Genomic DNA, 23,231 nt, shown 5'->3' on the forward strand with positions numbered 1-23,231 from the left:
CGCAAATCTCCTCATACCCGCTTGTCCCGAAGTCATTGAACCCGGACGATGGCAACACCGCAGGGACCTCGACCATTTAGCAACGCTGTACAGTCGTCCGCGTGAAATCACTCGGACTGGACTGGAGAAAGACGATTTGCCTCTTATTTCAGTGGGCAATGCGAAACGAAGAGCGAAAGGATCACGCAATGGCAAAGAACACGATCTGCGTATGGTACGACAAAGACGCTGAGGCTGCTGCCCGCTTCTATGCCGCGACTTTTCCCGACAGCGCCGTGGGTGCCGTCATTCGGGCACCGGGAGATTATCCTGACGGTAAGCAAGGAGACGTACTGGTCGTGGAATTCACCGTTGCGGGTATTCCTTGCATCGGCTTGAACGGCGGTCCTGCGTTCAAACACAACGAAGCCTTCTCATTTCAGATCGCAACCGACGATCAGGAAGAAACCGATCGCTATTGGAACGCCATCGTCGGCAATGGCGGCCAGGAAAGCGAGTGCGGCTGGTGCAAGGACAAGTGGGGTGTGTCCTGGCAGATTACGCCGAGGGTCCTCTCCGAAGCGCTCTCGGCAGGCGGTGGCGAGGCAAAGCGTGCTTTTGACGCGATGATGACCATGAGGAAGATCGACATTGCAGCGATCGAGGCCGCCAGGCGCGGCTGAGGCAGCTTCGCGCAGAACGATCTTTTACCAGGGCTAGCATCTCGCGCGCGATCCGGTCCGTGTCGCTCCTCGCAGTCGGCTCAGAACCAGAGATCGCGCACGCAGCGCCCCTTGGATGGAAGATCTTCAAATGTGTCCAGGCCGTCGAAATGATCGATAGGCAGATGATGAACGAGATCCGGCGGCGCAAGCCGCATGTTGACGGCCATGCGCCTGCGGCCATCCTTTGGAAGCCGCAGGCCGCGCCAGCTCAAGACACAGGCGCAGGATGAGCAGAACAAGATTTCGAGAGACGGCTCGTCCCTGTCGGCGCGGGTATAGGAGGCGGTCTCACCGGTGAGAGCGATGCGCTCTCCTTCGTAGTCATAGGCCCACAGCGTACCGTAGCGTCGGCAGAGCGTGCAGTTGCAGGCGGTGATCGAGCCGGGTTCACCTTCGAGTGTCCAGCTTGTCTTGCCGCAATGACATGAGCCCGTCAGCATGAGCGTCGGTTCGATCCTGCTTGCTATTCGAGGACGGCATCCTGCCTCAGTCGCGCGATGACCGCAATTGGGCGATCCGGCTCCGCTTGCTTCTCTGGCTTCCTAACCGGCGTTCGCGATACGTCAGGCTTCGTCAGGCTTTCTGAAATTTATAATTGAGATTGCAGCATGAAGATGATTTTCTGCGACCTTGCGTAGCTGAGTCCACGCCTCCTCCCGATTTAATCCGAGTGGCCCATGTCGATTTCAGATGCGATCTATCGTCCTTTCGAAAGCCTGATCCGGCCGCTCGATATCCCCTACCGGCCGCTGCCGTCGAAGGGGCCGGTGGCGGTACTCCTGCATTTCATCTCGATGTTTCGCGGCGTGCTGATTGTGGTGACGCTTTGCACCATGGCGAACGAGGCCATGAATCTAAGCATTGTCTGGGGGCTGTCGGTCATCGTCGACGGTGTTACGCAACAGGGTGCATCCGCTTTCCTGGCGAGTGAATGGCCGCTGCTGACCTTCCTCGGCTTGCTGCTCTTTCCGGCCATGCCGATCGCCTCGTTCCTCGTCAACACGCTGACCTCGCATACGCTCGGCATCGGCATGCCGGCCGCCATCCAGTGGCAGGGTCACAAGGCGGTGGAGCGGCAGGATCTCGGCTTCTTCCATGATCTCTATGCCGGCCAGGTCACCTCGCGCCTGCAGCAGGTGGCCTCTGCTGTCCAACAGCAGCTCATTTCCGCCTTCCAGTCCATTCCACGCTTCCTGATGCAGATGGTGGGCTCCGTGATCCTGCTCAGCGCCTTGTCCTGGCAGCTCGCCGTGCCGACCGTCATCTGGATCACGCTCAACGTCCTGCTCGCCGTCAGGCTGGCACCGATCTTTACCGAGCGCGCTCGCCGCTCCGCCAAGCGGCGCAGCCTGATCGCCGGCGCCATCACCGATCTCTACACCAACATGCAGATGGTCAAGCAGTTCGCCGCCGAAGACAGCGAGGCGGGCACTATCCGCGGTATTATCGGCAAGTCGATCGAGACCCAGCAAAGCGAACAACGCATTTATCGCACAGCCGAGCTGACTGTTGTCGTCCTCAACGTGCTGCACTGGCTGTCCATTCTGTCGATCGGCTTTACCGGCCTCGTCGAGGGGGGCGTGACGATCGGCGAATTTACCGGCGCCGTCTATGTCCTCCAACGGCTGTCTGGCCACACCTTCACCTTCCTGCAAATGGGCCGGCAGATCTTCCAGGCGATCGGCACGATCAGGGATGCCATGCCGGTCATGACGACGCCGCCCGCGATCACCAACCGGCCGGATGCGGCAGACCTCAAGGTCGAGAGCGGCGAGATCCGTTTCGAAAACGTCCGCTTCGCCTACAAGTCAGGCAAGCCCGTCATCGATGATCTGTCGCTGACGGTCCGATCCGGCGAAAAGGTCGGCCTCGTCGGCCTCTCAGGCGCCGGCAAGACCACGCTCGCCAACCTGCTCCTGCGCTTCTACGACATCAAGGACGGCGCGATCTTCGTCGACGGGCAGGATATCCGTGCCGTCACGCAGGCAAGCCTTCGCCGTGCCATCGGGGTCATCGCGCAGGACGTCGCGCTGCTGCATCGTTCGGTCGGCGACAATATCCGTTACGGCCGGCCGGAGGCGACGAGGGACGAGATCGAAGAGGTGGCGAAGATGGCAAGCGCCGATGTCTTCATCGCCGATCTTTCCGACGGCGAAGGCCGCAGGGGTTATGACGCCTTCGTCGGCGACCGCGGCATCAAACTGTCAGGCGGCCAGCGCCAGCGCGTGGCCATCGCCCGCGTTCTCCTGAAGGATGCGCCGATCCTGGTGCTCGACGAGGCGACCTCCGCCCTCGACAGCGAATCCGAAGCCGCCATCCAGAAAAGGCTCAACCTCGTCATGGAGGGAAAGACGGTGATCGCCATCGCCCACCGGCTGTCGACCATCGCCAGGATGGACCGGATCGTCGTGCTCGACCACGGGCGCATCGTGGAGGAGGGCAGGCCGGACGAACTGGTCGAGCAAGACGGCCTATTTGCCCGCTTGTGGAAACGCCAGACCGGCGGCTTCATTCCCGAAGAGATCGACGAACTCTTGCCGGGCTCGCCGGCGGCCTGAGCGGCCGGTCCTCACGTAAACCGGGATAATATCAGCGGACTAGAAGCATGCGACGGGGACCTTCTCCATCGCCGCACCCCTTGACGATGGCGGCGACCGTCCTGCCTATTGCCGGCAAGGGAACCGGGGGCAGGGTGGTCATGATCAATCCGTCGAGCAGGTCGGGCAGGCGCGACCCCGATGTCACCATCCGTCGCATTCTGAAGGTCAACCATGCGGGCGAATTCGGCGCTATCAGGATCTATGGCGCCCAGATCCTGGTGGCCCGGCGACTGTTCCCCGACATCGTGCCGGCGCTTGAAGAGATGCGTCGGGACGAGATCGACCATTGCCGCCTGTTTCGCGAGGCGATGCCTGCAAGGAGCGCCAAGCCCTGTCGTGTCATGTCATTCTGGAGTCTTGGCGGTTCAGTCCTCGGCTTTCTGGCGGCGCTAGGCGGGCCCAACTTGATCTGGATTTGCACTGAAGCGGTCGAAAGCACGGTCCATCGCCATCTCGAAGACCAGTTGGCTTTCCTTGCGAAGCGCGACCCCGAGCTTCATGCCCTCATCGCGTCGATCCAGGAACAGGAACTGGCACATCTCAGGACGGCCGAAAGCAGCCAGAAGGGGCGGGGCCTCAGCCACGCCCTGCTCCTGCCCGTCGTCGGCGCCCTGACCGACCTGATGATCTGGCTCTCGACCTGGGGAGACTCGAGCTGGATGCGCGCCGAAATGGCACGTGCGGGGAGGGACTAGTCTCGCTGCGCAAACGGTGACTTGCTGCTGTCGGGCCTTTGGCCAAATGCGAGTGCGCTATTCGACGAGCCCGAAGATAGGGCCGTAGCCGCCGTGCCAGGATCGGTCGTTGCGGCCCATTGCCGGATTGTAAAGTCCGACACCGCGTCCGCCATCAAGAAACAAGGCATCCGGGCATTTCAGATGGTCGCGGAAGAGCCGTGCGAAATCGTGGAAATTCACGCCGTCTTCGCTGATCGCGAAACGAACCGCGGCATGCTCGCAGACGCCGACACCGTTGCGGCGGGTTCGGTCTGTCGAGCCGACGATGAAGATCGGGTTCAGCTTGTTAGCAATGACAAGCATCGGGCCGGATTGCGTGGCGAACCGCACCTTGGGCCGACGCTTCAGAAATTCATCGGTCGGGAGTATCCCGGCACCTGCCTCACCCAGAAAGAACACGCCGTTCGGCTTCTTATAAAAATTCGGCACCTGACCGGCGGAGCTTTCGGCCTTGGTCGTATTGGCGGGCTGCAATTCCCTGGCGTTTTCGACATAAAGTCCCATCGGCGAAAAATCGGCCCGGTACATCCCGGCGTTGACGGCGAATGTCAGCGTTCGCCCCTCGGCGCGAACGGCTTCGGCAAGGCTTGAAAAAGTGCGATACGGTGCGTCATCGGCGTTCTTCCAGAACAATCGCAGGTCGGCTTTGCCCGGTTCCAGCGTGCAGACGACGTATTTTGCCTCTTCGAAGCTTTCCTGCTCACATTGTTCGGCATGCGCCTGATGCAGGAATGTCATCGTTGCTGCCAGCATGATGGCGGCGGCGAGCACGCTGTGTTTGAGATAGGTCATTGGTGCAGGACTCTCTTCATATCGATAATGAAGCGTTTAATTGTGAGATTGCAATAGTTTGATGCGGGGCTTCCGGCTCGTTGCGACGCTCGACGATGCTGTATTATGAGGCTGACAAGACAACACGAGGCAGAAGCGATGGTTGGGAAGTTTCTAAAGCGCGGTGCAATCATTGACACGAGGAAGAGCGAAGAGAGAACGAACGCTCTGCAAAAACGAACTGGGCAAACCAGGTATCACGTTGACGCGGTGTCTTGCGGTTGCCCCGATGACAATTGTGGAGCATTTCATATCATCAGAACAGAGCGGCCACTTCCATCTGTTGAAAAAGCTGAACAAATTCTCCGATCACATCGACGGAACAAGAAACGGCCTGAAGATCGATAGGATATGCGATTGGAGACGCCCACCGACCATTGCGATCAATGACTACTCCAGCGATGCATGCCGGAGTCGCCGGCTCCGGTATCGCTGGTTCACAGCGTGATTGGTATCCGCTGATTTACCGCGAAAACCGCAACTCATCGTTCTTGTATGTTCGTATCGGCGCGATATGAGTTCCGCAGATCCTGTGGCAGGGAAGGGAAGATCATGAGTGTCTACGCAACAGTCGGTGCAATCGATTCCGCCAAATCGAATGGGTTTTATGATGCGACCTTGGCAACGATCGGATGGAGCAAACATCGGGAATTTCCCGGATGGAGCGCCTATTCCGAAGGCGGGAAGGGTGACGGTTTCGTTCTATGGGTTTGCAAGCCGTTCAACGGCAGACCCGCGAGCGCCGGAAATGGCTCGATGGTTGCTTTCATGGCCAAGTCCCGCGCCGAGGTGGATGCTTTTTATGACGTTGCCATGACCAACGGCGGAACGGACGAGGGCGCGCCTGGTCTACGTCCGCACTACGGGCCGAACTGGTATTCCGCTTACGTGCGTGGCCCCGCCGGAAACAAGATTGCTGTCGTCTATGACGGCTGAGGCCAGTTTGATTGCCGCAATTCGACGTCTCAGAGACTACCAAGCGGTACGGGCGGTGCCGAGCGCGGTCGTATGAGAGGATGAGACCTGGGCGACGTGCGCCTTGAGCGACACGACGCAGTTTCCCGGAACGCTGAGATTGTGCGACGTCAAGTGTTTCAGCAATGTCTCGGCGTCGCGCTTTTCGGTTAGCGGAAATGTCACAGTCATGCGAATTCTCCAACGAATAAACTGAGCATCCGCACAAATTAATGTCTAAATTCTTTTGCACTGCAACAAGAAAATTTTAACGATAAAATTAAAATCGATTAGCTTTCGGAGCAACCATTTTAAAAATCGTTTGAAATTGGATTTGGGGCTTCTCCATGGAAGCCTTGACTGCTTCGCCCAGCCGCCAGAGACGATGCCGTCAATGTGGGCATTGACCTATCCGGTCATTGACCCTTGCAGCTTATGGGATCCGAACCGGCCCGTTTCGACCGGTTCCCGCAGGTCGAAGTGCGGAGGGGAAGGCGCTTGGAGCGTCGTGAGCGTTAGGTGCGCTGGCCGACATAAGATCGGGCGGTCATCTGCCGTTGCGGGCGGCCCAGCTCCTGAGCCGCAATCCGTTGAGCCTGATGAAACCTTCCGCGTCGTGATGATCGAAGGCGATGGCGCTTTCTTCAAAGGTGACGAGGTCGGCGGAGTAGAGTGAGCAGGGGGAGGCGCGGGAGATGACCGAGGCGCTTCCCTTGTAGAGCCTGAGCGTCACTTCGCCGCTGACGAAAGCCTGGCTGTGGTCGATCAGGGCTTGCAGCATGTCCCGCTCGGGCGCGAACCAGAAGCCGTTGTAGATCAGCTCAGCGTAGCGCGGCATGATCTCGTCCTTCAGATGCGCCGCGGCGCGGTCGAGCGTGATCGATTCAATGCCACGATGGGCTGCGAGCAGGATTGTCCCTCCCGGCGTTTCGTATATTCCCCTCGACTTCATGCCGATGAACCGGTTTTCAACGAGATCGAGCCGCCCGACACCATGCCGGCCGCCCAGTCCATTGAGCTCGGTCAGCAATGCAGCCGGCGTCATGGCCTTGCCGTTCACGGAAACCGGATCGCCCCTTTCGAAACCGATGGTGATGATCTCGGGGGCATCGGGCGCGTCGACCGGATCGACCGTGCGCTGATAGACATGATCGGGTGCGACCTCCGCCGGATTTTCGAGAATCTTGCCTTCGGTCGAGGTGTGCAGCAGGTTGGCGTCGATCGAGAATGGCGCCTCGCCGCGCTTGTCGCTCGGCACCGGGATATGATGCTTTTCGGCATATTCCAGAAGCTGCATGCGGGAGCGGATGTTCCATTGGCGCCAGGGCGCGATGACCTTAATCGATGGGTCGAGCGCATTGACGGCCAGCTCGAACCGGAGCTGATCATTGCCCTTGCCGGTCGCACCATGGGCAACGGCATCCGCGCCGACCTCCCGGGCTATGCCGACCAGATGCTTGGCAATCAGCGGCCGTGCGATGGAACTGCCCAGCAGATACTGCCCCTCATAGAGTGCGTTCGCCCGCAGCATCGGAAAGACGAAGTCGCGGACGAATTCCTCGCGCAGATCGACGATGCGGATGTCCTTGACCCCTGACATCTCCGCCTTGGCTCGCGCCGGCTCGAGCTCCTCGCCCTGGCCGAGATCGGCGGTGAACGTCACCACCTCGCATCCGTAAGTCTCCTGCAACCATTTGAGGATGATCGAGGTATCGAGCCCGCCCGAATAAGAAAGTACAATTTTCTCTATCTTGCTCATCAAGCCATCTCCGTTCTCAATCTGGAACAATAGGCCAGATCCTGCGCAATGAGCTTGCGAAACATCCGCAAAATTGCGAAAGTTTGGCATATCATGCCATTGCAGCATCAATCGGAGCTATGAAATGCCAGTCGTCCTGGACCCGATCGACCGCCATATTCTGCGCGTGCTTCAGCGTGACGGGCGTATTTCGAACGTCGATCTGGCGAAGGAGGTAGGCCTGTCGCCGTCGCCGTGCCTGCGTCGTGTCCGGCTGCTGGAAGAGGCCGGGATCATCGATCGCTACGTCGCCGTGCTGGACCCTGCAAAGGTCGGGGCGGGGCTGACGGTTTTTGCCCGCGTCTGGTTCAAGACCCAGGACGCCGAGGTCACGCTCCGGTTTGCTGAAGCGGTCAGGCGGTTTCCCGAGGTGATGGAATGCTACCTGACGACAGGGGAATGCGACGCAGTCCTTCGGATCGTCACCGCCGATCTGCACAGCTATTGGCGTTTTCAGGCCGATCACCTGACGCGCATTCCGAGCGTTCTCAGCGTCAAGACCGACGTGCCGATGGAAACGCTGAAGCGAAGTTTCGAACTGCCGTTGAGATAGGCTTCGTGCCCTATCCGAGAGAAGAGGAGGCACTCCGGCTCCTTGCCAGCCAGACGAGGCCTGTGACCAGGAGCAGGATCATCGCGGCATGGGTGATGTAATCGAGCGTGGTTTGCGGGCCGACGCCGACGGCGATGGTAAAGGCGCCGACGAGGGTGCCGAGGAGAGCGAAGGACTGGGCGAGGATCGCAGCCGTTCGGCTCCACGATCGGTCAAGGCCGAGCGAGATCAGGCCGAGATGAGTACGGCTGATATCACCGCTTCGGCAATCATCGCCCGCCGGTGTTCGTGGCCTTCGAGGATGAACCCGGCATGGGTGAGCGAGGCAATGGCAGAAAAACAGGTTTCGATCAGGAAGAGGATCGCGACGGCTGAACGCATGGCATGGCTCCTTGGCAAGGTGGACGCCCAATGGACTTCCGGGGAAGTCGCCGATAAGGTTTGATCGATACGATAATTTGAATAATAAAACTATTTTCAAGTATGTTGCGAGGACATTTGATGCCTTCCGCCTCCGACCGTCATGCCAGAGCCGCCGCCTCGGCGTGGCGGATGATGTTCGATCTCTTGACGAAAACGGCGCCGAAGCGGCTGGAAAGCCTTCAGGCGAGGGGGCTGACGCCAAACGATTCCAGGGCTCTGTTCACCTTGCAAGACGAGGGGGAGCCGATCAGCGCTCTTGCCCGCCAATGGGGGTGCGACGCCTCGACCGCGACGTGGCTGGTCGACCGGCTGGAGCGTGCGGGTCTTGCCGAACGCGTAACGCCGGAACACGACCGCCGCGTCAAGCTGGTACAGCTGACCGACAAGGGCGCAGTCACCAAGGACGAGCTGTTGACCGAGCATTATCGCCCGCCGGCGGAACTGCGGCACCTTTCGGCCGGAGAGCTCGAAGAGATGGCCAGGCTGCTTGCCAAGACCGAAGGCGGGCACTGACGGGCGAGGGATCGTATCGTCGTCGCGGAGGCTAGATCATTCCTGGTTTCTCCGTGGCGCGGAGATGGTCTAACTTTTATTTTTGCGCGATTGGGGACGCGCTGTGTCAGACGATTCCGTATTCTTTCAAGAGCGCCTGCTCGTCGCCGGAAACCCAACCAAATATCTTCGGCTCTCCATTCAGTTTCTGAACGAGATAATGGACATCGAAATCTATCGAGATATCCGGTGCGTCCTGTCGAGAGTAGATCGCCGTCCAGGCAAGGTGAGCCACGCAATGACACTCATCGATCGGGGAGAGCCTGAGATCGCGTATCCGCATCTCTTTCGTCCCTGTCGCCCGATACCGCTCATAGCCCTGCTCCATGATCCGTCCGAGTTGATCGTCGTTTTTTCCGGCCATGACCCCGGCGGGCGAGGCTGCGATGAACGCGGAAGCGTAGAACGACGTGCTCGCATCCAAATCCACATCACCATTCAGCGCGCGATTGAAGAACCGCTGATATCGCGCGAACAGGTTCCTGACCGCAGTCTCCATCGATCACCCTCAATTCCAATCGGGCATGCCGGGTAGCAGTATGCTTGTGCGTGGTGCAATTGCCAATGCCAGCCGAGAGTTCAAAGGAACTAGCCAGCATAGGCCGCTTCTAGATGGGCGATGATGATCTTCCTCATCCTGTACATGGCCTGGACCACCCGCTTTGCCTTCTTGCGGTCGCGGCCGCCGATAAGGCGGACCGAATTTCTCCGGCAGCCAGCCGTCCGCGCGCTCCGAGCCACCATTTGCCAGCAGCGAAAGCTCAAAGCATTTCGTGATTGGCTCCTTGCCGAAATCGGTCATTCTTGAGATGCCGGGTGCACCAGGGCTCGGCCGAATGGAGTCCGCGATGAAAAGGGTAAAGCTTGACCAGTGGTTTGGCCGCGAAGCGTTTGGCGATGATCCTGCCAATTATCACAGCGCGCGGCCGCCTTATCCGCAGGCGACCTGGGCGGCCCTGCGCGAGCGCGCCGGTCTCAAGGCCAGCATCGACATATTGGAGATCGGCGCTGGTTCGGGGCTGGCCACGCGAGCCCTGCTTGGTCACCGGCCGCGCAGCCTCGTTGCCGTCGAGCCCGATGGCCGGCTTGCGGATTACTTTCGCGTCTCGATCGACGATCCCTGTCTTGATATCGTCGAGGCGCCTTTCGAGACCGCCGATCTCAAGCCGGCCTCCTTCGATCTGGTCGCTGCCGCGACGATGTTTCACTGGCTTGATCCGAAAGCTTCGCTGAAGAAGATCCATCGTCTGCTTCGGCCGGGCGGAGCGGTCGCCCTGTGGTGGAACGTCTTCGGCGATGCAGGCCGGCCGGATGCCTTCCATGACGAAACGGTGCATCTGTTCGCGAGTCATCCATCGAGCCTGTCGAGCGGCGATGCGGAGCGATTGCCTCACGGGCTGGACACTGGCGCCCGTGTCGCGGAACTGGCCGCCACCGGCTTCATTGCCGACGAGCCGCAATTTCTCTCGTGGACGCTGACGCTCGATCCGGCAGCCGTCCGCAGGCTGTATGCAACCTATTCCAACGTCGCAGCGCTGCCACCGGCCGAGCGCGGCGCGTTGCTCGATGCTCTGGAAGACATTGCCGCATCACGTTTTGGCGGACACGTCGAACGCAACATGACGACGGCGATCTATACGGCGCGCCGCCGTTCGTGACAGTCGAGGCGAGAGGGGCGGGAGAGAGGATCACTCAACCTGGATATGAATATGGTCGTCGTGGCGGGCGGCGCGGCAACCTTGAAAGCGGATATGGCTATCGGCGATGCCGAGCGCGTTCTTCAGATGCGGCTCGATGAAGATCTTCTGCAGGCCGAAGCGCGTCACACCTTCGCTCGTCAACCAGCCGATCGCGGCCGATGTGCGCTGCTCCTCGATCCAATAGGCCGGAAACAGAGGCTGCAGCGCATCGAAGTCCCAGCGGGTGGTAAGCCAGTCATTGCGCCCTTCGCATGGCCGTTCGTCGCCGGGGGCGGGTTGCTCGAAGGCGAAATAGCCGATCGGAGAACGGGTGGCGCCATTCAGGAAGGCACCGTCCTCATTCTTGTAATAATAGGCGAAGTCGAGCTTTTTCCCGTCGGCATGCGACAGATGCGGCAGTAGCGGAAAGCCGTTCATGAAAGGGAAATTCGCATCCAGCGCGACGGTGACGGTTCCGGGGAATTCCTTGTCCATGTGGGCGGCAAGCGCCTTTGCCAGATCGCGCAGCTCGGGTGTAACGTAGTTGCGGTTCAGCAGGCAATAGATCGGGGAGCGGACCACGAGCCGGTCCGTCGCGCCGGCGACGCAGGAGAGGCGAACTCGCCCGAAGATCGGCGCGGCGAGGCCTGCGGCAAAGGTGGCGCCGGCATAACAAAGCAGGAAGATCGCAAGCTTTGCCAGAAATCGCCGTAAGCCCCAGGCGCGTGAGGCGGCCAGCGCCACGAGATAGGCGATGCCGCCGATCTGCGTCAGCAACGTCAGAATGAGAACGATCAGGGCGTGAAGGGCAAAACGGAACACGGGAAGGCCTTGCGGACGTTGTCGTTCCCATAGGCGAGGCGATACTGCTGCGCAAGGCGGATGGCGGGGGAAGTTCGCGGCTCATTTATGCCCTTCCTTTGAGTGCTCCGAATTGACAGGAGAAATTATCTGACTAAAGTCAGATAATATGACTTATGATCCTGTCGCTCGTGTCCGTCGTTTCAACCGTGCAGTCACCTCCGAAGTCGGCGCTCTCGATACGTCTTTCCTCGGACGCGGCCGTCCGCTGGGTGCTGCCCGCGTCCTCAATTCGATCGGCCGGGGGCAATCGGATGTTGCGGTGATCCGCGATTATCTCGGTCTTGACTCGGGGCTGATGAGCCGTCTGCTGCGCAGTCTGGAAGAGGAGGGTCTCATCGAGACGGTGCCGAACCCTCAGGATGCGCGCCGCCGCGTTGCCCGGTTGACCGAAACCGGCCGTTGCGAGTTTCAGGCTTATGAAGCGCTTTCCAATGCGCAGGCGAAGTCGTTTCTGACGCGCCATCGGCGCCCGGACGAACTGCTGTGCGCCATGGATATCGTCGCTTCCTCGCTGAGGCGTGAGCAGATCGTGATCGAGGAGAAAGACCCGCGGCACGAGGACGTCAGCTATTGTCTCCGCGAATACTATGGCGAACTAGCACGCCGCTTCGAGAAGGGTTTCGACGTATCGCTTTCTCGCGATCCCGACGCCAAGGATATGATCCGTCCGCGCGGCGCGTTCCTGGTGGCCATGTCGGATGGCTTGCCGATCGGCTGTGTCGGGCTGAAGGGTAATGGTGGCGAGGTCGCGGAGATCAAACGGCTCTGGGTCGCCCCATCCGCGCGCGGCCTTGGGCTCGCAAGGCGCCTTATGACAGCCGCCGAGAACATCGCCCGCGAGCTATCCATCAAGCTCCTGCGCCTGGATACGAATAGCGCGCTGCCCGAGGCAACACAGCTTTATCGCGGAACCGGCTGGAATGAGATCGAGCGTTTCAATGACGACCCATACCCGGACACGTTCTTTGAGAAGCGGCTTTAAGTGACGCTCGCTTTGAGCTGTCCCACTTCTCCTCCGTCATTCCTGTGCTCGTCGCAGGAATCCAGTGCGCCCAAGTCCTTGGGCGCGAGAGAGTTTGTTGCTTGGATGAGAGTCATTCACGGCGCCGACGCGCCGTGGCTGGATTCATGTGACAGGCACAGGAATGAGGGAGGGCGAGGCACCGCCGTTGCCCAGCCCTTCGCATGGCTCAGGGCGTTCGGCCCTGCGATCGATTCACTGGATCGATCGCTCCTGCTTTGCAGGACCGGGCCTCACCCCTGCCGGTCAGGCGGCGAAGCGCTCCGTTATCGGGCGGCGGCGCAGGTTCGGCTGCGTTACCGCAGGTGGGTTATAGGCCGCCTCCAGCGGGCCGGTGTCGGTGCCGGGTGGGACGATCGCGTCGATCCGGTCGAGGATTTCGTCCGTCAGGCTCACCCCGGCGCCGGCAAGCAGATCGTCGAAGTGCTCCATCGTGCGCGGGCCGATGATCGCCGAGGTGACGGCGGGATGGGCGATGGTGAAGGCTATCGCCATGTGCGCCAGCGAAAGCCCCGCCTGCTGGGCGAGCGGGATGAGCCGTTCGACCGCGTCCAGCCGGCGCTCGTCGTTCATCTGCCTGGGGAAGCGTTTGGCGCGGGCGCTGTCGGGTTGCGGCGCGCCCTTGCGGTATTTGCCGGTGAGCATGCCCATCGCCAGCGGGCTCCACACCATCGCGCCCATTCCGTAACGCTCGCAGGCGGGCAGAACCTCGCGTTCGATACCGCGATTGAGGATCGAATAGGGCGGCTGCTCGGTGCGGAAACGTGCCAACCCGCGGCGCTCGGAAACCCATTGCGCCTCGATAATTTCCGAGACGGGGAAGGTCGACGATCCCACGGCGCGCACCTTGCCCGCCCGTATCAGGTCGGTGAGGGCCGACAGCGTCTCCTCGATGTCGGTATCGGGTGCCGGCCGGTGGATCAGGTAGAGATCGATATGGTCGGTCTGCAGGCGGCGGAGCGAATCCTCGACTGCGCGGATCAGCCAGCGGCGCGAATTGCCCTGCCGGTTCGGGTCGTCGCCCATCGGCAGATGTGCTTTAGTGGCGAGCACGATCTCGTCGCGCCGGCCCTTGAGCGCCTTGCCGACGATCTCCTCGGATTCGCCGCGGCTGTAGATATCGGCGGTGTCGATGAAGTTGATGCCGGCATCGAGCGCCTTGTGGATGATCCGGATCGAATCCTCGTGGTCGGGATTGCCGGCAGAGCCAAACATCATCGCGCCGAGGCAATAGGGGCTGACCTTGATGCCGGTTCTTCCAAGCGTGCGGTATTGCATGTCTGTTCCTTTATTGGGGAGGCGGACTTCGTGCGCATCGATGTGGCCAACATCGTCACGCTGTGTTAGCTTGCATAAACGGAACCGTATTCCGTTTATATACGGAACAATGTTCCGTTTTGCAAGTGAGTGAATGATGAGCGACGACAGAAAAGAGCAGGAGGACGGCCTGAAGCCCGGGGAAAGGGCGGACAGGCGTGTGCGCGCCGACGCCAAGCGCAATCTCGACGGGCTGCTTCAGGCGGCATTGACGGTGTTTGCGACCTCCGGCGTCGATGCCCCGGTGCGTGAGATCGCGGAGAAGGCCGGCGTCGGCATCGGCACCGTTTACCGGCATTTTCCCGAGCGTTCCGACCTCGTCGTTGCCGTCTTCCGCCGCGAAATCGACGCCTGCGCTGACGCTGCGCCGATCCTTGCCGCCGAACATGCGCCGGGCGAAGCGCTGGCCAGATGGATGCAGCGTTTCGTGGATTTTATCGCTGCCAAGCGCGGGCTTGCGGCGGCCCTGCACTCCGGCAACCCAGCCTTCGATGCCTTGCCCGCCTACTTCCAGCAGCGGCTGCAGCCGGCCCTTCGCTCGCTTCTCGACGCCGCCGCTGCCGCCGGCGAGGTCCGCACCGATATCGCGGCCGAGGATCTTTTGAATGCGGCCGCAAGCCTGAGCATGCACGCCTACGCCCAAGGGTCCGAACATGCCCGGCGTATGGTGTCCCTGCTGGTCGATGGGCTGCGCTACGGCGCCGTACAGCGGTGAAGATGTGCCGATGAAACAGGCCGTCGCCCGGCCGGCACGTGCGCTCGGCCGGGCAACGGCCTGGCGTCATCAGGTCCGCATCGACAGTTCGATATCCTCTTCGAATGGCGTTGAGAGGTAGCCGGCTGCAGGCAGGTGCACGCGGGCGAGGTATTCGGGGCACTCCCAAAACTTACACCCCCTTCGCAGGCAGCCTTCAGAGCGGCACCTGCCAGGATCTTTTGCATTGGGATTTCCGTCTTGATGTCATCATCGCCATTGCCGCCGCGGGCATCCTGCGGCATGCGCTGGCGTGAAGGAATCGACCTTGGACATGTTGCTCTCCTCCATCTGATTGCGGATCGAAACTAGTTGCATTGGCGCATAAGTGATCCTATATTGCAACCAGTTTTAAGGAGAGAATTCGTGGATATTGAACTGCGTTCGGGCTGCCCGATCAATCTGACGATGGAAGTGCTGGGCGATCGGTGGAGTCTCATCATCATCAGGGACATCATGTTCGGCAACCGCCGCCATTTCCGCGATCTTCTGACCCATTCGGAGGAGGGCATTGCCTCCAACATTCTGGCTGCCAGGCTGAAGCGTCTGCTTTCGCTCGGATTCATCAGCAAGCGGGACGACCCGAGCCACAGCCAGAAAGCGATCTACAGCCTGGCGGAGCCAGCGATCCAGCTCGTGCCGGTCTTTGCCATGATCGGCGCCTGGGGACGGCGGCATCTGCCTGTGAGCGAGGAGCTGAGCATCCGTGCGCAGCTTCTCGAAGAAGGCGGGCCGCCGCTGTGGGACGAATTTATGGAGGATCTCCGGCAGATCCACATCGTCGACCCGATCGGCGGCGCCAACGGTACATGCACTTCGCCGGTGCTCGCTAAGCTGACTGCGGCATTCCTCGAGGTCCGCGCGAGATCGTTGTCGCAGGCATACTGATATCGAGGAAGTCGGTCGGCTCGATCAGCCGCCGGCACCCTGGTACTTGCTGGTGGCATATCGCCAGTAGGCAATTGATATCAACACCCAGATCGGGCCGGCGAGGAGAGCCACCGGCCCGGCCCAGTCCCCGAGGATCGGGATGGGCTTGCCGAGCAGGGCGCCGACGGGGACCGAACTGGTGAGGGCGAGCGGGACCGCCGTGATGAGGATGGTCTGGATGCTGCCGGGGAAAATGTTGAGCGGGTAGCGCGTCAATTCCCAAAAGCCGAAGAAGATCGAGAACAGGTGGTTGGAGCGCACCCAGATCAGCGCCGTGGCGCCGATCATGGTGATGAGCGCCGCGGTCAGCAGCGTCGCGCTGAGGAGCGCGGCAATAAAGAACGATGCCGACCAGACCGACCAGGCGAAGTCGACGGACAGAACGGCCCAGCCCATCAGCGGGACCGCCAGGATGACGTGGCCGGCATAGCCGATATTGAGGCCGGAAAAAACCAGATAGGCCCAGGGGCTGAAAGGCTTGACCAACAGCGTGTCGAAAGTGCCGAGCCGCACCAGTTCTTCGAGGTCGCGCAATTGCACGAAGCTCATCGCGGCGCCGAGCGAGTAAGCCAGCAGCTGGAAGCTGAACAGCAGCGCCAGTTCCGGCCAGGTCCAGCCGCCAAGCGTATCGAAGCGGGCGAGCAGGATGCCGATGGTGGCAAAGACGCTGCCATAGGAAAGGATCTGCGCAAGACGGTCGAGCCAGAAAGCGCCGCGATACTCCATCTGGGAGCGGACATGCATCCGCACCAGCAGCGGCAGGACGCGAAGGTGATGAATAAGCACGATCAACCTCCCTGCACGGTGATGCGGGTGGAGGCGCTGCGCCACAGCCAGAGAACGCCGGCGAGGAACAGCGCGGCCCAGGCAAGGCCCAGGCCGAGATGCAGCCAGACATCGGCCGCGGACAGCCTGCCTAGATAGACCGCATTGGGATAATAGACCACCCAGGCGAAGGGCAGGTGGCGGGCAATCGTGGCCAGCGGTTCGGGGAAGAACCAGAACGGTATCAGTAGCCCTGAGAACAATTGCAGCAGGGCGCCTAGGATCCAGTCCAGCGAGAAGCTCGTCATCAGCCAGAAGGCGACGAGGCCGAAGAGCGCCGACATCAGGAACAGCAGCGTAAAGGACAGCGCCCAGAAGGCGATGAACATCAAGCCATCGAACAGGGTCGCCGGCGGCAGCATGCCGTAAAACAACGCGGTAAAGGCGATGGTCGGAATGACCTGGGTCATCAGGCGGTAACCAAAGCTGCCGCATTCGTTGGCGAAAAGATAGAGCGGATAGGACAAGGGCTTGAGCAGCCAGACTGCGATATCGCCTGTCTTGAGCGACCGGCCGATTTCGCCGATGATCCTTTCAGGGCGGGTCGCGCCCATCACGGCGCCGCCGAGCAGGGCATAGGTCACCATCTGCTGCAGGGACACGCCATCGACCACGATGCCGCCGATGCCGGCATAGGCCGCCTGCCAGATGGCGACACGCGCAAAGACCTGCACGAGTTTGCCGAAGATATTGGCCCATACTTCGTTGCGGTAGGCGAGCTGCGAATGGAAGGAGCTGCGGGCGAAGGCGAAATAGGCGCTCATGATGCCAGAGCCTTGGCATTGCGCCGCTGGTAGAAGGTGCGGATAACCTCTTCGATGTCGGGCTCGTGCAGCGCCACATCCTTGAGGCCGCGCCCGCTGCCGACCTCCGACAGGATTGCGACCAGCGATACGTCTTCACGCTCGATGAGATAGTTCTTGCGCAGGCCCTCATCGCTGACGAGTGCCGCGGTGCGCAACGGCAGCGGTCCAGGGTCGCTGGCAAATTCAAGTGTCAGCCGCCGGGCCGAACCCAATGCCGCGCGCAGGCTCTTCAACTCGCCGTCGAAGATGAGCCTGCTATGATCGACCATGATCAGCCGCGGGCAGATGGTCTCGATGTCCTGCAGGTCATGGGTGGTGAGGATGATGGTGACGCCGCGCTCACGGTTGATCTCGGCGAGAAAACGTCGCACGGCGTCCTTGGCGACCACATCAAGCCCGATGGTCGGCTCGTCCAGAAAGAGGATATTGGGGTCGTGCAGCAGCGACATCACGATCTCGGCGCGCATGCGCTGACCGAGGCTGAGCTGGCGCACCGCGCGGTCGAGAAAGGGCGTCAAATCAAGCAACTCGCTGAAGCGTCGGAGATTATCCGCATAGCGGGCGGTGGGAATGTCGTAGATGCGCTGATGCAGGGTAAAGCTGTCGACCAGCGGCAGGTCCCACCACAGCTGGCTGCGCTGGCCGAAAACGACGCCGATCTCGCGGGCATTGTCCATCCGCCGCAGATGTGGTGTCCGGCCGAGGACCGAGAGCGTGCCGTCGCTCGGCACCAGGATGCCGGTCATCATCTTGATCATTGTCGATTTGCCGGCGCCATTCGGGCCGAGATAGCCAACGGCTTCGCCGGCCGCGATGTCGAAACCGATGTCGGAAACGGCCAGAACTTCCGTATATTCGTTGGTCACCAGCGTCTTCAAGGCGCCCAGCAGGCCCGGAAATCGCTTGTGCTGCCGGAAGCGTTTGCTGACGCCCCGCGCCTCGATCAAAGCCGACATGTGTATTTCCTCAAGGGGTAATTCCAGCCGATTCGGCAGCAGCATCCAGGCTAACGCGAGGCTCGGCCAGTTCAAGCAAAAGTCGCTTTTGGGGGCGTTACTCAATCGGTCTAGCGTAGCCTTTTGCGTTGACAGCCATGATCAATCATTTCCTGTTAGGGTCATGAAGATTCTCGCGATATCCGGCAGCGCCCGGCGCAATTCCACCAATACCGCCATGCTGCAGGCTGTTCGCGCCGTAGCGCCAAATGAGATCGAGATTTCGATCTTCGACGGCGTGGGGCGGTTGCCGGTATTCTCGCCCGATCTCGAGGGAGAGCATCTGCCGGAGGCAGTGCGGAATTTCATCGATGCGATCGCTCAGAGCGATGGGGTGATCATTGCCAGCCCGGAATATGTCCGATCCATCCCCGGCGGCCTTAAGAATGCGATCGACTGGCTCGTATCGGGAGATGAGATCGTCCATAAGCCGATCGCCCTGCTGCACGCATCCCATCGCGGCGACGGCATGCTGACGGGTCTTCGCACCGTTCTTGCGACCATCACCGACCGGTTCGCGGGCGATATTTTCCTCAGGCTTCCTTTGATGAAGCTGGAGCCGGCCGAGGTGTTCAACACCATTGAGGCAGCGGAGAACCGTTCCAAGGTGCAGGCCTATCTTCAGGCATTCTCGGCCTATTGCACGGCAGACAGTAAGACCGCCTGAGGGTCCGCTCGCTGCATCATCGGACGTCCATCAGCAGGCCGTTCTCGAATGCCGTCTTTTCGTGAAGCGTGTGCAGAATGACGAGCGGGGCTGCGAGCAGCGCGGCGAGGATGAAAGCGGAGAGGAAGTGTCTCGTCAGGAGACGAAGGATATGTCGGATCATCTTGATCTCCAGCTGCCGCGAATATTCTTGTGCTGGACCTCAACAATTGCAGCAGCATGACCGGCCGCCTTGCAAGCTCCGCAATGCTGCCGCAACCCTTGTGGCGGACAGAGGGGAGAGCGAGGTAATGGACGGGCGATGCGGATACTGCTGATAGAGGATGAGAGGGAGTTGGCCGCGGCGCTGTCGGTCGCACTCGGCAAACATGGGATCGTTACCGACCACACGGTGCATCTGGTCGATGCGGTCGAGCTGACGCGGCAGAACCTCTATGATGCGATCCTGCTCGACCGGCGCCTGCCCGACGGGGAGGGGCTGAGCTTCATTCCCGAGCTCAGGCGGACGGGGAAGGATACGCCGATCATCGTGATGACGGCGCTGAACGAACCGAAGGAGCGGATCGAGGGCCTCGACCTCGGGGCCGACGACTATCTCGGAAAGCCGTTCCTGGTCGAGGAGCTGATGGCGCGGCTCAGGGCCGTGCTGCGGCGATCGCCTGAACTGGCTGAACTCAAGATCACGGCTGGGCGGATGGTGATCGACCCGCTGCATCTCAGCGTCACCGTCGATGCCGTGCCGCTCGATCTGCCCCGGCGCGAACTTCTGGTGCTTGCAGCCCTTGCCCGGCGCAAGGAGAAGACCGTGCTGCGCTCGACGCTGGAAGCGGCGGTTTACAACTACGAAGAGGAAATTCAGTCGAACGCGCTCGACGCGCATATCTCGCGGCTGCGCAAGCGGCTGATCGACGCCTCCGCCGGCGTGACCATCCACAATATCCGCGGCGTCGGCTATCTCATGAAGGAAGAATGATGCGCGAGGCGACCAAGTCGAACCTTTCACTCTGGTGGACGCTCAGCTGGCAGCTCAGTATCGTTTTCGTGGCTGTTGTTGCGACTGTCATCATCGGGCTTTGCATTTACGCCACCAGCATCCTCTCGCCCAATGAAGGAATGCAGGTTCAGCTGACTGCAGCCCTCGAGGAAGCTCTTACGCGTGACTCGCAGGGCAGGATCGTCATAGCTGATAGTCCGCGTCTCAGGTCGTTCAAGACTGAGAACAACAGGCTCTGGTTTTTCGTCGCAACACCCAGTGGAGAAACGGCCTCCTACGGCGTAATACCGGCGCCCTATGCGGACCTAGCCCGGTACGTCTACCTCATCAAAGACGCCGACATACGAGGGGCGTCTGGTACGACCGAGGTCGCCTCCATCGACCGTGTCGACACGGCAGAAGGCGAGTACAGAGTTATGTACGGCGGAAACGCCAGCAGAAGCTCCGCATTTCTGGCAATACTCGGCAAAACCTACCTCATTTACACACCACTTTTGGCCATCGCATTGCCCGGGGTTTTTCTAACCATCCCCCGCGTCGTAGCGCGCGCTTTGGCGGGCGTGAAGGATATAGCGAGCAAGGCAGCGGAAATCGAACCCCGCCGGCAAGGAGCCCGATTGCCGGTGGATGGTATTCCCACGGAAATCGCACCATTGGTGATTGCTTTTAACGGAACGCTTGAGCGGCTTGAGAACGAGTTTAAGAAACGCCAGCGCTTCCTGCTCGACGCTGCGCATGAACTCCGGACTCCGATCGCAATCATGCAGACGCGGATCGACGGCATGCCCGACGGGCGCGAGCGACAGCGGCTGCTCGACGACGTCGCGCGGCTCGCGCAAGCGGCCGAGCAACTGCTCGATTTCGAGCGCAACGATCAGGCGGCCGATCTCGACGAAATGGTTGATCTCGTCGAGATCGCCCGAATGACGGTTGCCGATCTGGCGCCGCTGGCGATTGCCGCCGGCTATCAGATTTCGTTTCAGAGCGAGGTCAAGAGCCTGAAACGCAAGGGCAGCCCGTCGGCGCTACCGAGGGCGGTGAGCAACCTCGTGCGCAATGCCATCGACCACGGAGGCAACAGCGGCATGATCACGGTTTCTGTGTCGGGCTCACCTTCCGGCGGCGGGTCGATCACGGTCGCCGACGAAGGGCCGGGTATTCCGGCCGAACATCGGGAGCTGGTGTTCGAGCCATTTTATCGCGTCACCCCGAAGAGCAGGGGCGCCGGTCTCGGCCTCAGCCTCGTCAAGCAGGTCGCCGCAAATCATGGCGGTGAGGTCAGCATCGAGAGCAGCGCTGTCGGGACGCGGGTAACGATCGACCTCGGATAAGCCCGCCTGCTCCGGCGGCACCGTTCACGGAAACGATGTAATGCTGCGGCAATTCTCGACGGCCACTTTCGCTCGAGTTCATCGTCGACGGAGGCCAGACAGCGTGCGCAGCAATCCATTCCCATTTTCCTTCCCCGTGGGGTCGAGAGGTTTGTGCCTCGCTCTGCCGGTGGCGTTCGCCATGGCCGCGGCCGGGTGCAGCTCGGTGCCGCTAAAGGAGGCCGGCACGCTTTCTTCCTATGGCAATCTCGGCGCGCCGAAGGGCAAGCTGTCGAAATCGCGCGTTTATGTCGATGGGACGCGCCTTAGCCCGGCAAAGACGGTGAGCATCGTGCCGACGACCTTCGCCTTCAACGCCGCGACCCGCGTCAAGTCGGACGCCGATCGCGTGATGGTGGCGAATGCTCTGGACCGGGCACTCTGCATTTCGCTCAGCGACAAATACCAGCTGGTCTCTGCCGGCCAGCCGGCAGACCTGACAATCCGCTCCGTCGTCACCGACATCGTGCCGACCAACAAGGCGATGGCGGGTGTTTCGACCGTGGTGACCGTCGGCACCGGTTTCATGCTGCCGGTCAGCGTGCCCCGCCTGCCGGCTGGCCTCGGCGGATTGGCGGTCGAGGCGGAGGCAGTCGACAGCGGTGGCGTACAGCGGGCGGCGATCGTCTGGTCGCGTGGTGCAAACTCGCTGCAGAACAATCCCCGCGTTTCCGAAGTCGGCGACGCCTATAGCCTGGCTTCGAAATTCAGCAGCGAGTTTTCCCGCATGCTGATCAAAGGCAAGGAGCCGAAGGGACTGGATGTCTCGCTGCCCTCGGGGCAGCGGATGAAATCCTGGCTCGGCGGCAAACCGAAATACGCCGCCTGCGACGCCTTCGGCCGCCCGCCCGGACTGATGGGCGCCGTGGCCGCCAAATACGGCGCGCCGCCGCAATGGACCGAGAAGAAGCCAAAATCGGCCGCGACCTATTGAGAGAATCCGGTGGCGGCGCCCGACAAGCCGTCGCGATCAGCACTCAGCCCGCCCCAGGCTGAGGGGACGGACGGAGCAAAGGCGGGCAAGGCTTGTGCTCCGTCCGTCTAGAAATCCGTCGCGCTTCACGTCAGACGACGACGCCAGGCCGCAGCCAGAAATACAGCTTGATCTGATCGGGTCTGTCGGAGGGAAGCGGGCGAGTTGGTTCGGCACAGGCATCAAAAAGCCCCGCATCTTGTTGCGAGGCTTGTTGCTAAATGGTGGACCGGTTAACGGCACTGACGGCGTGGGCCGTAGTTCGGCTGGTAGGTATTGTCCGAGGCGCGATAGGACCGATATCGGCTGTAGCAATAGTCCGCATGCGAACTATAGGCACGTGCGCGCGGCTGCGAAGCGAGGATGCCGCCGATGATGGCGCCGGCGGCCAGACCGCCGATGATGGCGCCGGTGTTGTCGTGGCGGCGATACCGGCGATCGTAACGACGATCCCAGCCATAGCGGTCGTCTCGGTAGTAGTCTCGGTCGCGGTAGTAGTCCCGGTTGCGATAGTGGCGGTTGCGATACCACCTGCGATTATTGCTGAACTGACCCGGGCAGTTCGTGAAGTTATTGCAGCCAACGGTCATGATGCGGGCATCGGCGCTTTGCGGCGCCGGTTGCGCCGATTGCACCGGGCTCGGCATGAACGCCGGGCCTGCCGAGGCCGGCATTCCGGAGAAGGCCGTCGCTATCGACAGGGCAATGATGGCGAATCTGTTCATTTCACTCACCTTGGGTAAACGGATGTATCGAGGGGATAACGCAGGGGAAGGGGAATGGTTCATTTTGGGAAATTCAGCAACAAGTTCAAATTGAAAGTAGATAGTCAATTAGATCTTTATGGATGGGCCGCATCAATGACCGAGATGTAACGGCACTCC

At 60.9% G+C, this 23,231-nt stretch carries 26 protein-coding genes and 2 pseudogenes; 14 read left to right on the forward strand and 14 right to left on the reverse strand.

Annotation, left to right across the window (positions count from 1 at the left end; genetic code table 11):
* Positions 1-188 precede the first annotated feature (188 nt).
* Positions 189-662 carry a VOC family protein gene (locus RWJ89_RS05480; RefSeq protein WP_025395052.1) on the forward strand — a complete coding sequence of 158 codons (474 nt, stop codon included), beginning with the start codon at positions 189-191 and terminating at the stop codon, positions 660-662.
* Positions 663-742: 80 nt separating this feature from the next.
* On the opposite strand, the gene RWJ89_RS05485 is transcribed toward RWJ89_RS05480, so the two are convergent.
* Positions 743-1,144 (reverse strand): GFA family protein, encoded by a 402-nt coding sequence (locus tag RWJ89_RS05485; RefSeq protein WP_131663648.1) that lies wholly within the window; start codon positions 1,142-1,144, stop codon positions 743-745.
* A gap of 237 nt (positions 1,145-1,381) precedes the next feature.
* On the opposite strand from RWJ89_RS05485, the gene RWJ89_RS05490 reads away from it, so the two are divergent.
* Both RWJ89_RS05490 and RWJ89_RS05495 read left to right on the forward strand, forming a co-directional pair.
* Positions 1,382-3,262, forward strand: a complete 1,881-nt coding sequence (locus RWJ89_RS05490; protein ID WP_316030672.1) for an ABC transporter ATP-binding protein — start codon at positions 1,382-1,384, stop codon at positions 3,260-3,262.
* Between the two features lie 140 nt (positions 3,263-3,402).
* Positions 3,403-3,999, forward strand: a complete 597-nt coding sequence (locus RWJ89_RS05495; RefSeq protein ID WP_131663782.1) for a demethoxyubiquinone hydroxylase family protein — start codon at positions 3,403-3,405, stop codon at positions 3,997-3,999.
* Between the two features lie 57 nt (positions 4,000-4,056).
* Here the strand turns inward: RWJ89_RS05495 and RWJ89_RS05500 are convergent, their stop codons facing one another.
* A complete protein-coding gene (locus tag RWJ89_RS05500; protein ID WP_131663646.1) occupies positions 4,057-4,833 on the reverse strand; it encodes a phosphodiester glycosidase family protein in 777 nt (258 codons plus the stop codon).
* Positions 4,834-5,424: 591 nt separating this feature from the next.
* Here RWJ89_RS05500 and RWJ89_RS05505 point away from each other — a divergent pair.
* Positions 5,425-5,808, forward strand: a complete 384-nt coding sequence (locus RWJ89_RS05505) for a VOC family protein (protein WP_168284861.1) — start codon at positions 5,425-5,427, stop codon at positions 5,806-5,808.
* A gap of 36 nt (positions 5,809-5,844) precedes the next feature.
* On the opposite strand, the gene RWJ89_RS05510 is transcribed toward RWJ89_RS05505, so the two are convergent.
* Positions 5,845-6,018: a hypothetical protein gene (locus RWJ89_RS05510; RefSeq protein ID WP_003540843.1), complete on the reverse strand. Its 174-nt coding sequence runs from the start codon at positions 6,016-6,018 to the stop codon at positions 5,845-5,847.
* A 355-nt stretch (positions 6,019-6,373) separates the two neighbouring features.
* Positions 6,374-7,585, reverse strand: coding sequence for an argininosuccinate synthase (locus RWJ89_RS05515; protein ID WP_168284860.1), 1,212 nt, complete (start codon positions 7,583-7,585; stop codon positions 6,374-6,376).
* A 124-nt stretch (positions 7,586-7,709) separates the two neighbouring features.
* On the opposite strand from RWJ89_RS05515, the gene RWJ89_RS05520 reads away from it, so the two are divergent.
* Positions 7,710-8,177, forward strand: a complete 468-nt coding sequence (locus RWJ89_RS05520) for an Lrp/AsnC family transcriptional regulator (RefSeq protein ID WP_168284859.1) — start codon at positions 7,710-7,712, stop codon at positions 8,175-8,177.
* A 10-nt stretch (positions 8,178-8,187) separates the two neighbouring features.
* On the opposite strand, the pseudogene RWJ89_RS05525 reads toward RWJ89_RS05520, so the two are convergent.
* Positions 8,188-8,558, reverse strand: a pseudogene (locus tag RWJ89_RS05525) (hypothetical protein).
* Between the two features lie 120 nt (positions 8,559-8,678).
* Here RWJ89_RS05525 and RWJ89_RS05530 point away from each other — a divergent pair.
* Positions 8,679-9,113, forward strand: coding sequence for a MarR family winged helix-turn-helix transcriptional regulator (locus tag RWJ89_RS05530; RefSeq protein ID WP_168284858.1), 435 nt, complete (start codon positions 8,679-8,681; stop codon positions 9,111-9,113).
* 106 nt (positions 9,114-9,219) lie between these two features.
* On the opposite strand, the gene RWJ89_RS05535 is transcribed toward RWJ89_RS05530, so the two are convergent.
* Positions 9,220-9,651 carry a nuclear transport factor 2 family protein gene (locus RWJ89_RS05535; protein ID WP_131663642.1) on the reverse strand — a complete coding sequence of 144 codons (432 nt, stop codon included), beginning with the start codon at positions 9,649-9,651 and terminating at the stop codon, positions 9,220-9,222.
* Positions 9,652-9,988: 337 nt separating this feature from the next.
* Between RWJ89_RS05535 and RWJ89_RS05540 the strand changes: the two genes are divergently transcribed.
* Positions 9,989-10,810 (forward strand): class I SAM-dependent methyltransferase, encoded by an 822-nt coding sequence (locus tag RWJ89_RS05540; RefSeq protein ID WP_131663641.1) that lies wholly within the window; start codon positions 9,989-9,991, stop codon positions 10,808-10,810.
* A 30-nt stretch (positions 10,811-10,840) separates the two neighbouring features.
* Here RWJ89_RS05540 and RWJ89_RS05545 read toward each other — a convergent pair whose 3' ends face one another.
* Positions 10,841-11,653: a hypothetical protein gene (locus tag RWJ89_RS05545; protein ID WP_131663640.1), complete on the reverse strand. Its 813-nt coding sequence runs from the start codon at positions 11,651-11,653 to the stop codon at positions 10,841-10,843.
* A 148-nt stretch (positions 11,654-11,801) separates the two neighbouring features.
* Between RWJ89_RS05545 and RWJ89_RS05550 the strand changes: the two genes are divergently transcribed.
* Entirely contained in the window at positions 11,802-12,677 is an 876-nt protein-coding gene (locus tag RWJ89_RS05550) for a bifunctional helix-turn-helix transcriptional regulator/GNAT family N-acetyltransferase (protein ID WP_131663639.1), read from the forward strand.
* A 285-nt stretch (positions 12,678-12,962) separates the two neighbouring features.
* Here the strand turns inward: RWJ89_RS05550 and RWJ89_RS05555 are convergent, their stop codons facing one another.
* Positions 12,963-13,994, reverse strand: a complete 1,032-nt coding sequence (locus tag RWJ89_RS05555) for an aldo/keto reductase (protein WP_131642598.1) — start codon at positions 13,992-13,994, stop codon at positions 12,963-12,965.
* A gap of 133 nt (positions 13,995-14,127) precedes the next feature.
* On the opposite strand from RWJ89_RS05555, the gene RWJ89_RS05560 reads away from it, so the two are divergent.
* On the forward strand, positions 14,128-14,748 hold the full coding sequence (locus RWJ89_RS05560) for a TetR/AcrR family transcriptional regulator (RefSeq protein ID WP_131642597.1): 621 nt from the start codon (positions 14,128-14,130) through the stop codon (positions 14,746-14,748).
* A gap of 69 nt (positions 14,749-14,817) precedes the next feature.
* Here RWJ89_RS05560 and RWJ89_RS05565 read toward each other — a convergent pair.
* Positions 14,818-14,910, reverse strand: a pseudogene (locus RWJ89_RS05565) (O-methyltransferase); the annotation flags it as partial.
* Positions 14,911-15,153: 243 nt separating this feature from the next.
* Between RWJ89_RS05565 and RWJ89_RS05570 the strand changes: the two are divergent.
* Positions 15,154-15,675: a winged helix-turn-helix transcriptional regulator gene (locus tag RWJ89_RS05570; RefSeq protein ID WP_316030673.1), complete on the forward strand. Its 522-nt coding sequence runs from the start codon at positions 15,154-15,156 to the stop codon at positions 15,673-15,675.
* 24 nt (positions 15,676-15,699) lie between these two features.
* On the opposite strand, the gene RWJ89_RS05575 is transcribed toward RWJ89_RS05570, so the two are convergent.
* The 3 genes from RWJ89_RS05575 to RWJ89_RS05585 are packed head-to-tail and all read right to left on the reverse strand — an operon-like array spanning position 15,700 to position 18,304.
* A complete protein-coding gene (locus RWJ89_RS05575) occupies positions 15,700-16,503 on the reverse strand; it encodes an ABC transporter permease (RefSeq protein ID WP_131663638.1) in 804 nt (267 codons plus the stop codon).
* A gap of 2 nt (positions 16,504-16,505) precedes the next feature.
* Positions 16,506-17,306: an ABC transporter permease gene (locus RWJ89_RS05580; RefSeq protein ID WP_131663637.1), complete on the reverse strand. Its 801-nt coding sequence runs from the start codon at positions 17,304-17,306 to the stop codon at positions 16,506-16,508.
* Positions 17,303-18,304, reverse strand: a complete 1,002-nt coding sequence (locus RWJ89_RS05585) for an ABC transporter ATP-binding protein (RefSeq protein WP_131663636.1) — start codon at positions 18,302-18,304, stop codon at positions 17,303-17,305. Before RWJ89_RS05585 ends, RWJ89_RS05580 begins: the two co-directional genes overlap by 4 nt.
* A 163-nt stretch (positions 18,305-18,467) precedes the next feature.
* Here RWJ89_RS05585 and RWJ89_RS05590 point away from each other — a divergent pair, with 163 nt between their 5' ends.
* Positions 18,468-19,010, forward strand: a complete 543-nt coding sequence (locus RWJ89_RS05590; RefSeq protein ID WP_316030674.1) for an NADPH-dependent FMN reductase — start codon at positions 18,468-18,470, stop codon at positions 19,008-19,010.
* 16 nt (positions 19,011-19,026) lie between these two features.
* Here RWJ89_RS05590 and RWJ89_RS05595 read toward each other — a convergent pair whose 3' ends face one another.
* Positions 19,027-19,173 carry a hypothetical protein gene (locus RWJ89_RS05595; protein WP_165940264.1) on the reverse strand — a complete coding sequence of 49 codons (147 nt, stop codon included), beginning with the start codon at positions 19,171-19,173 and terminating at the stop codon, positions 19,027-19,029.
* 138 nt (positions 19,174-19,311) lie between these two features.
* Here RWJ89_RS05595 and RWJ89_RS05600 point away from each other — a divergent pair, with 138 nt between their 5' ends.
* The 3 genes from RWJ89_RS05600 to RWJ89_RS05610 are packed head-to-tail and all read left to right on the forward strand — an operon-like array spanning position 19,312 to position 22,308.
* Entirely contained in the window at positions 19,312-19,983 is a 672-nt protein-coding gene (locus tag RWJ89_RS05600; protein WP_316030675.1) for a response regulator transcription factor, read from the forward strand.
* A complete protein-coding gene (locus RWJ89_RS05605) occupies positions 19,983-21,335 on the forward strand; it encodes a sensor histidine kinase (RefSeq protein WP_131663781.1) in 1,353 nt (450 codons plus the stop codon). The genes RWJ89_RS05600 and RWJ89_RS05605 overlap by 1 nt, the downstream gene beginning before the upstream one ends.
* Before the next feature lie 40 nt (positions 21,336-21,375).
* Positions 21,376-22,308, forward strand: coding sequence for a DUF3313 domain-containing protein (locus RWJ89_RS05610; RefSeq protein ID WP_316030676.1), 933 nt, complete (start codon positions 21,376-21,378; stop codon positions 22,306-22,308).
* 272 nt (positions 22,309-22,580) lie between these two features.
* Here the strand turns inward: RWJ89_RS05610 and RWJ89_RS05615 are convergent, their stop codons facing one another.
* Positions 22,581-23,072 (reverse strand): BA14K family protein, encoded by a 492-nt coding sequence (locus tag RWJ89_RS05615; protein ID WP_077978536.1) that lies wholly within the window; start codon positions 23,070-23,072, stop codon positions 22,581-22,583.
* Positions 23,073-23,231 lie beyond the last annotated feature (159 nt).

Origin of the sequence: Rhizobium sp. 10PS4, assembly GCF_032464805.1 — a bacterium.
Taxonomy (GTDB): Bacteria; Pseudomonadota; Alphaproteobacteria; order Rhizobiales; family Rhizobiaceae; genus Rhizobium; species Rhizobium laguerreae.

Bases quoted from the DNA above. Each gene is read 5' to 3' on its own strand.
- RWJ89_RS05480 (WP_025395052.1), top strand. From the start codon at position 189: ATGGCAAAGAACACGATCTGCGTATGGTACGACAAAGACGCTGAGGCT.
- RWJ89_RS05485 (WP_131663648.1), bottom strand. From the start codon at position 1,144: ATGCTGACGGGCTCATGTCATTGCGGCAAGACAAGCTGGACACTCGAA.
- RWJ89_RS05490 (WP_316030672.1), top strand. From the start codon at position 1,382: ATGTCGATTTCAGATGCGATCTATCGTCCTTTCGAAAGCCTGATCCGG.
- RWJ89_RS05495 (WP_131663782.1), top strand. From the start codon at position 3,403: ATGATCAATCCGTCGAGCAGGTCGGGCAGGCGCGACCCCGATGTCACC.
- RWJ89_RS05500 (WP_131663646.1), bottom strand. From the start codon at position 4,833: ATGACCTATCTCAAACACAGCGTGCTCGCCGCCGCCATCATGCTGGCA.
- RWJ89_RS05505 (WP_168284861.1), top strand. From the start codon at position 5,425: ATGAGTGTCTACGCAACAGTCGGTGCAATCGATTCCGCCAAATCGAAT.
- RWJ89_RS05510 (WP_003540843.1), bottom strand. From the start codon at position 6,018: ATGACTGTGACATTTCCGCTAACCGAAAAGCGCGACGCCGAGACATTG.
- RWJ89_RS05515 (WP_168284860.1), bottom strand. From the start codon at position 7,585: ATGAGCAAGATAGAGAAAATTGTACTTTCTTATTCGGGCGGGCTCGAT.
- RWJ89_RS05520 (WP_168284859.1), top strand. From the start codon at position 7,710: ATGCCAGTCGTCCTGGACCCGATCGACCGCCATATTCTGCGCGTGCTT.
- RWJ89_RS05530 (WP_168284858.1), top strand. From the start codon at position 8,679: ATGCCTTCCGCCTCCGACCGTCATGCCAGAGCCGCCGCCTCGGCGTGG.
- RWJ89_RS05535 (WP_131663642.1), bottom strand. From the start codon at position 9,651: ATGGAGACTGCGGTCAGGAACCTGTTCGCGCGATATCAGCGGTTCTTC.
- RWJ89_RS05540 (WP_131663641.1), top strand. From the start codon at position 9,989: ATGGAGTCCGCGATGAAAAGGGTAAAGCTTGACCAGTGGTTTGGCCGC.
- RWJ89_RS05550 (WP_131663639.1), top strand. From the start codon at position 11,802: ATGACTTATGATCCTGTCGCTCGTGTCCGTCGTTTCAACCGTGCAGTC.
- RWJ89_RS05555 (WP_131642598.1), bottom strand. From the start codon at position 13,994: ATGCAATACCGCACGCTTGGAAGAACCGGCATCAAGGTCAGCCCCTAT.
- RWJ89_RS05560 (WP_131642597.1), top strand. From the start codon at position 14,128: ATGATGAGCGACGACAGAAAAGAGCAGGAGGACGGCCTGAAGCCCGGG.
- RWJ89_RS05580 (WP_131663637.1), bottom strand. From the start codon at position 17,306: ATGAGCGCCTATTTCGCCTTCGCCCGCAGCTCCTTCCATTCGCAGCTC.
- RWJ89_RS05585 (WP_131663636.1), bottom strand. From the start codon at position 18,304: ATGTCGGCTTTGATCGAGGCGCGGGGCGTCAGCAAACGCTTCCGGCAG.
- RWJ89_RS05590 (WP_316030674.1), top strand. From the start codon at position 18,468: ATGAAGATTCTCGCGATATCCGGCAGCGCCCGGCGCAATTCCACCAAT.
- RWJ89_RS05595 (WP_165940264.1), bottom strand. From the start codon at position 19,173: ATGATCCGACATATCCTTCGTCTCCTGACGAGACACTTCCTCTCCGCT.
- RWJ89_RS05600 (WP_316030675.1), top strand. From the start codon at position 19,312: ATGCGGATACTGCTGATAGAGGATGAGAGGGAGTTGGCCGCGGCGCTG.
- RWJ89_RS05605 (WP_131663781.1), top strand. From the start codon at position 19,983: ATGCGCGAGGCGACCAAGTCGAACCTTTCACTCTGGTGGACGCTCAGC.
- RWJ89_RS05610 (WP_316030676.1), top strand. From the start codon at position 21,376: ATGCTGCGGCAATTCTCGACGGCCACTTTCGCTCGAGTTCATCGTCGA.
- RWJ89_RS05615 (WP_077978536.1), bottom strand. From the start codon at position 23,072: ATGAACAGATTCGCCATCATTGCCCTGTCGATAGCGACGGCCTTCTCC.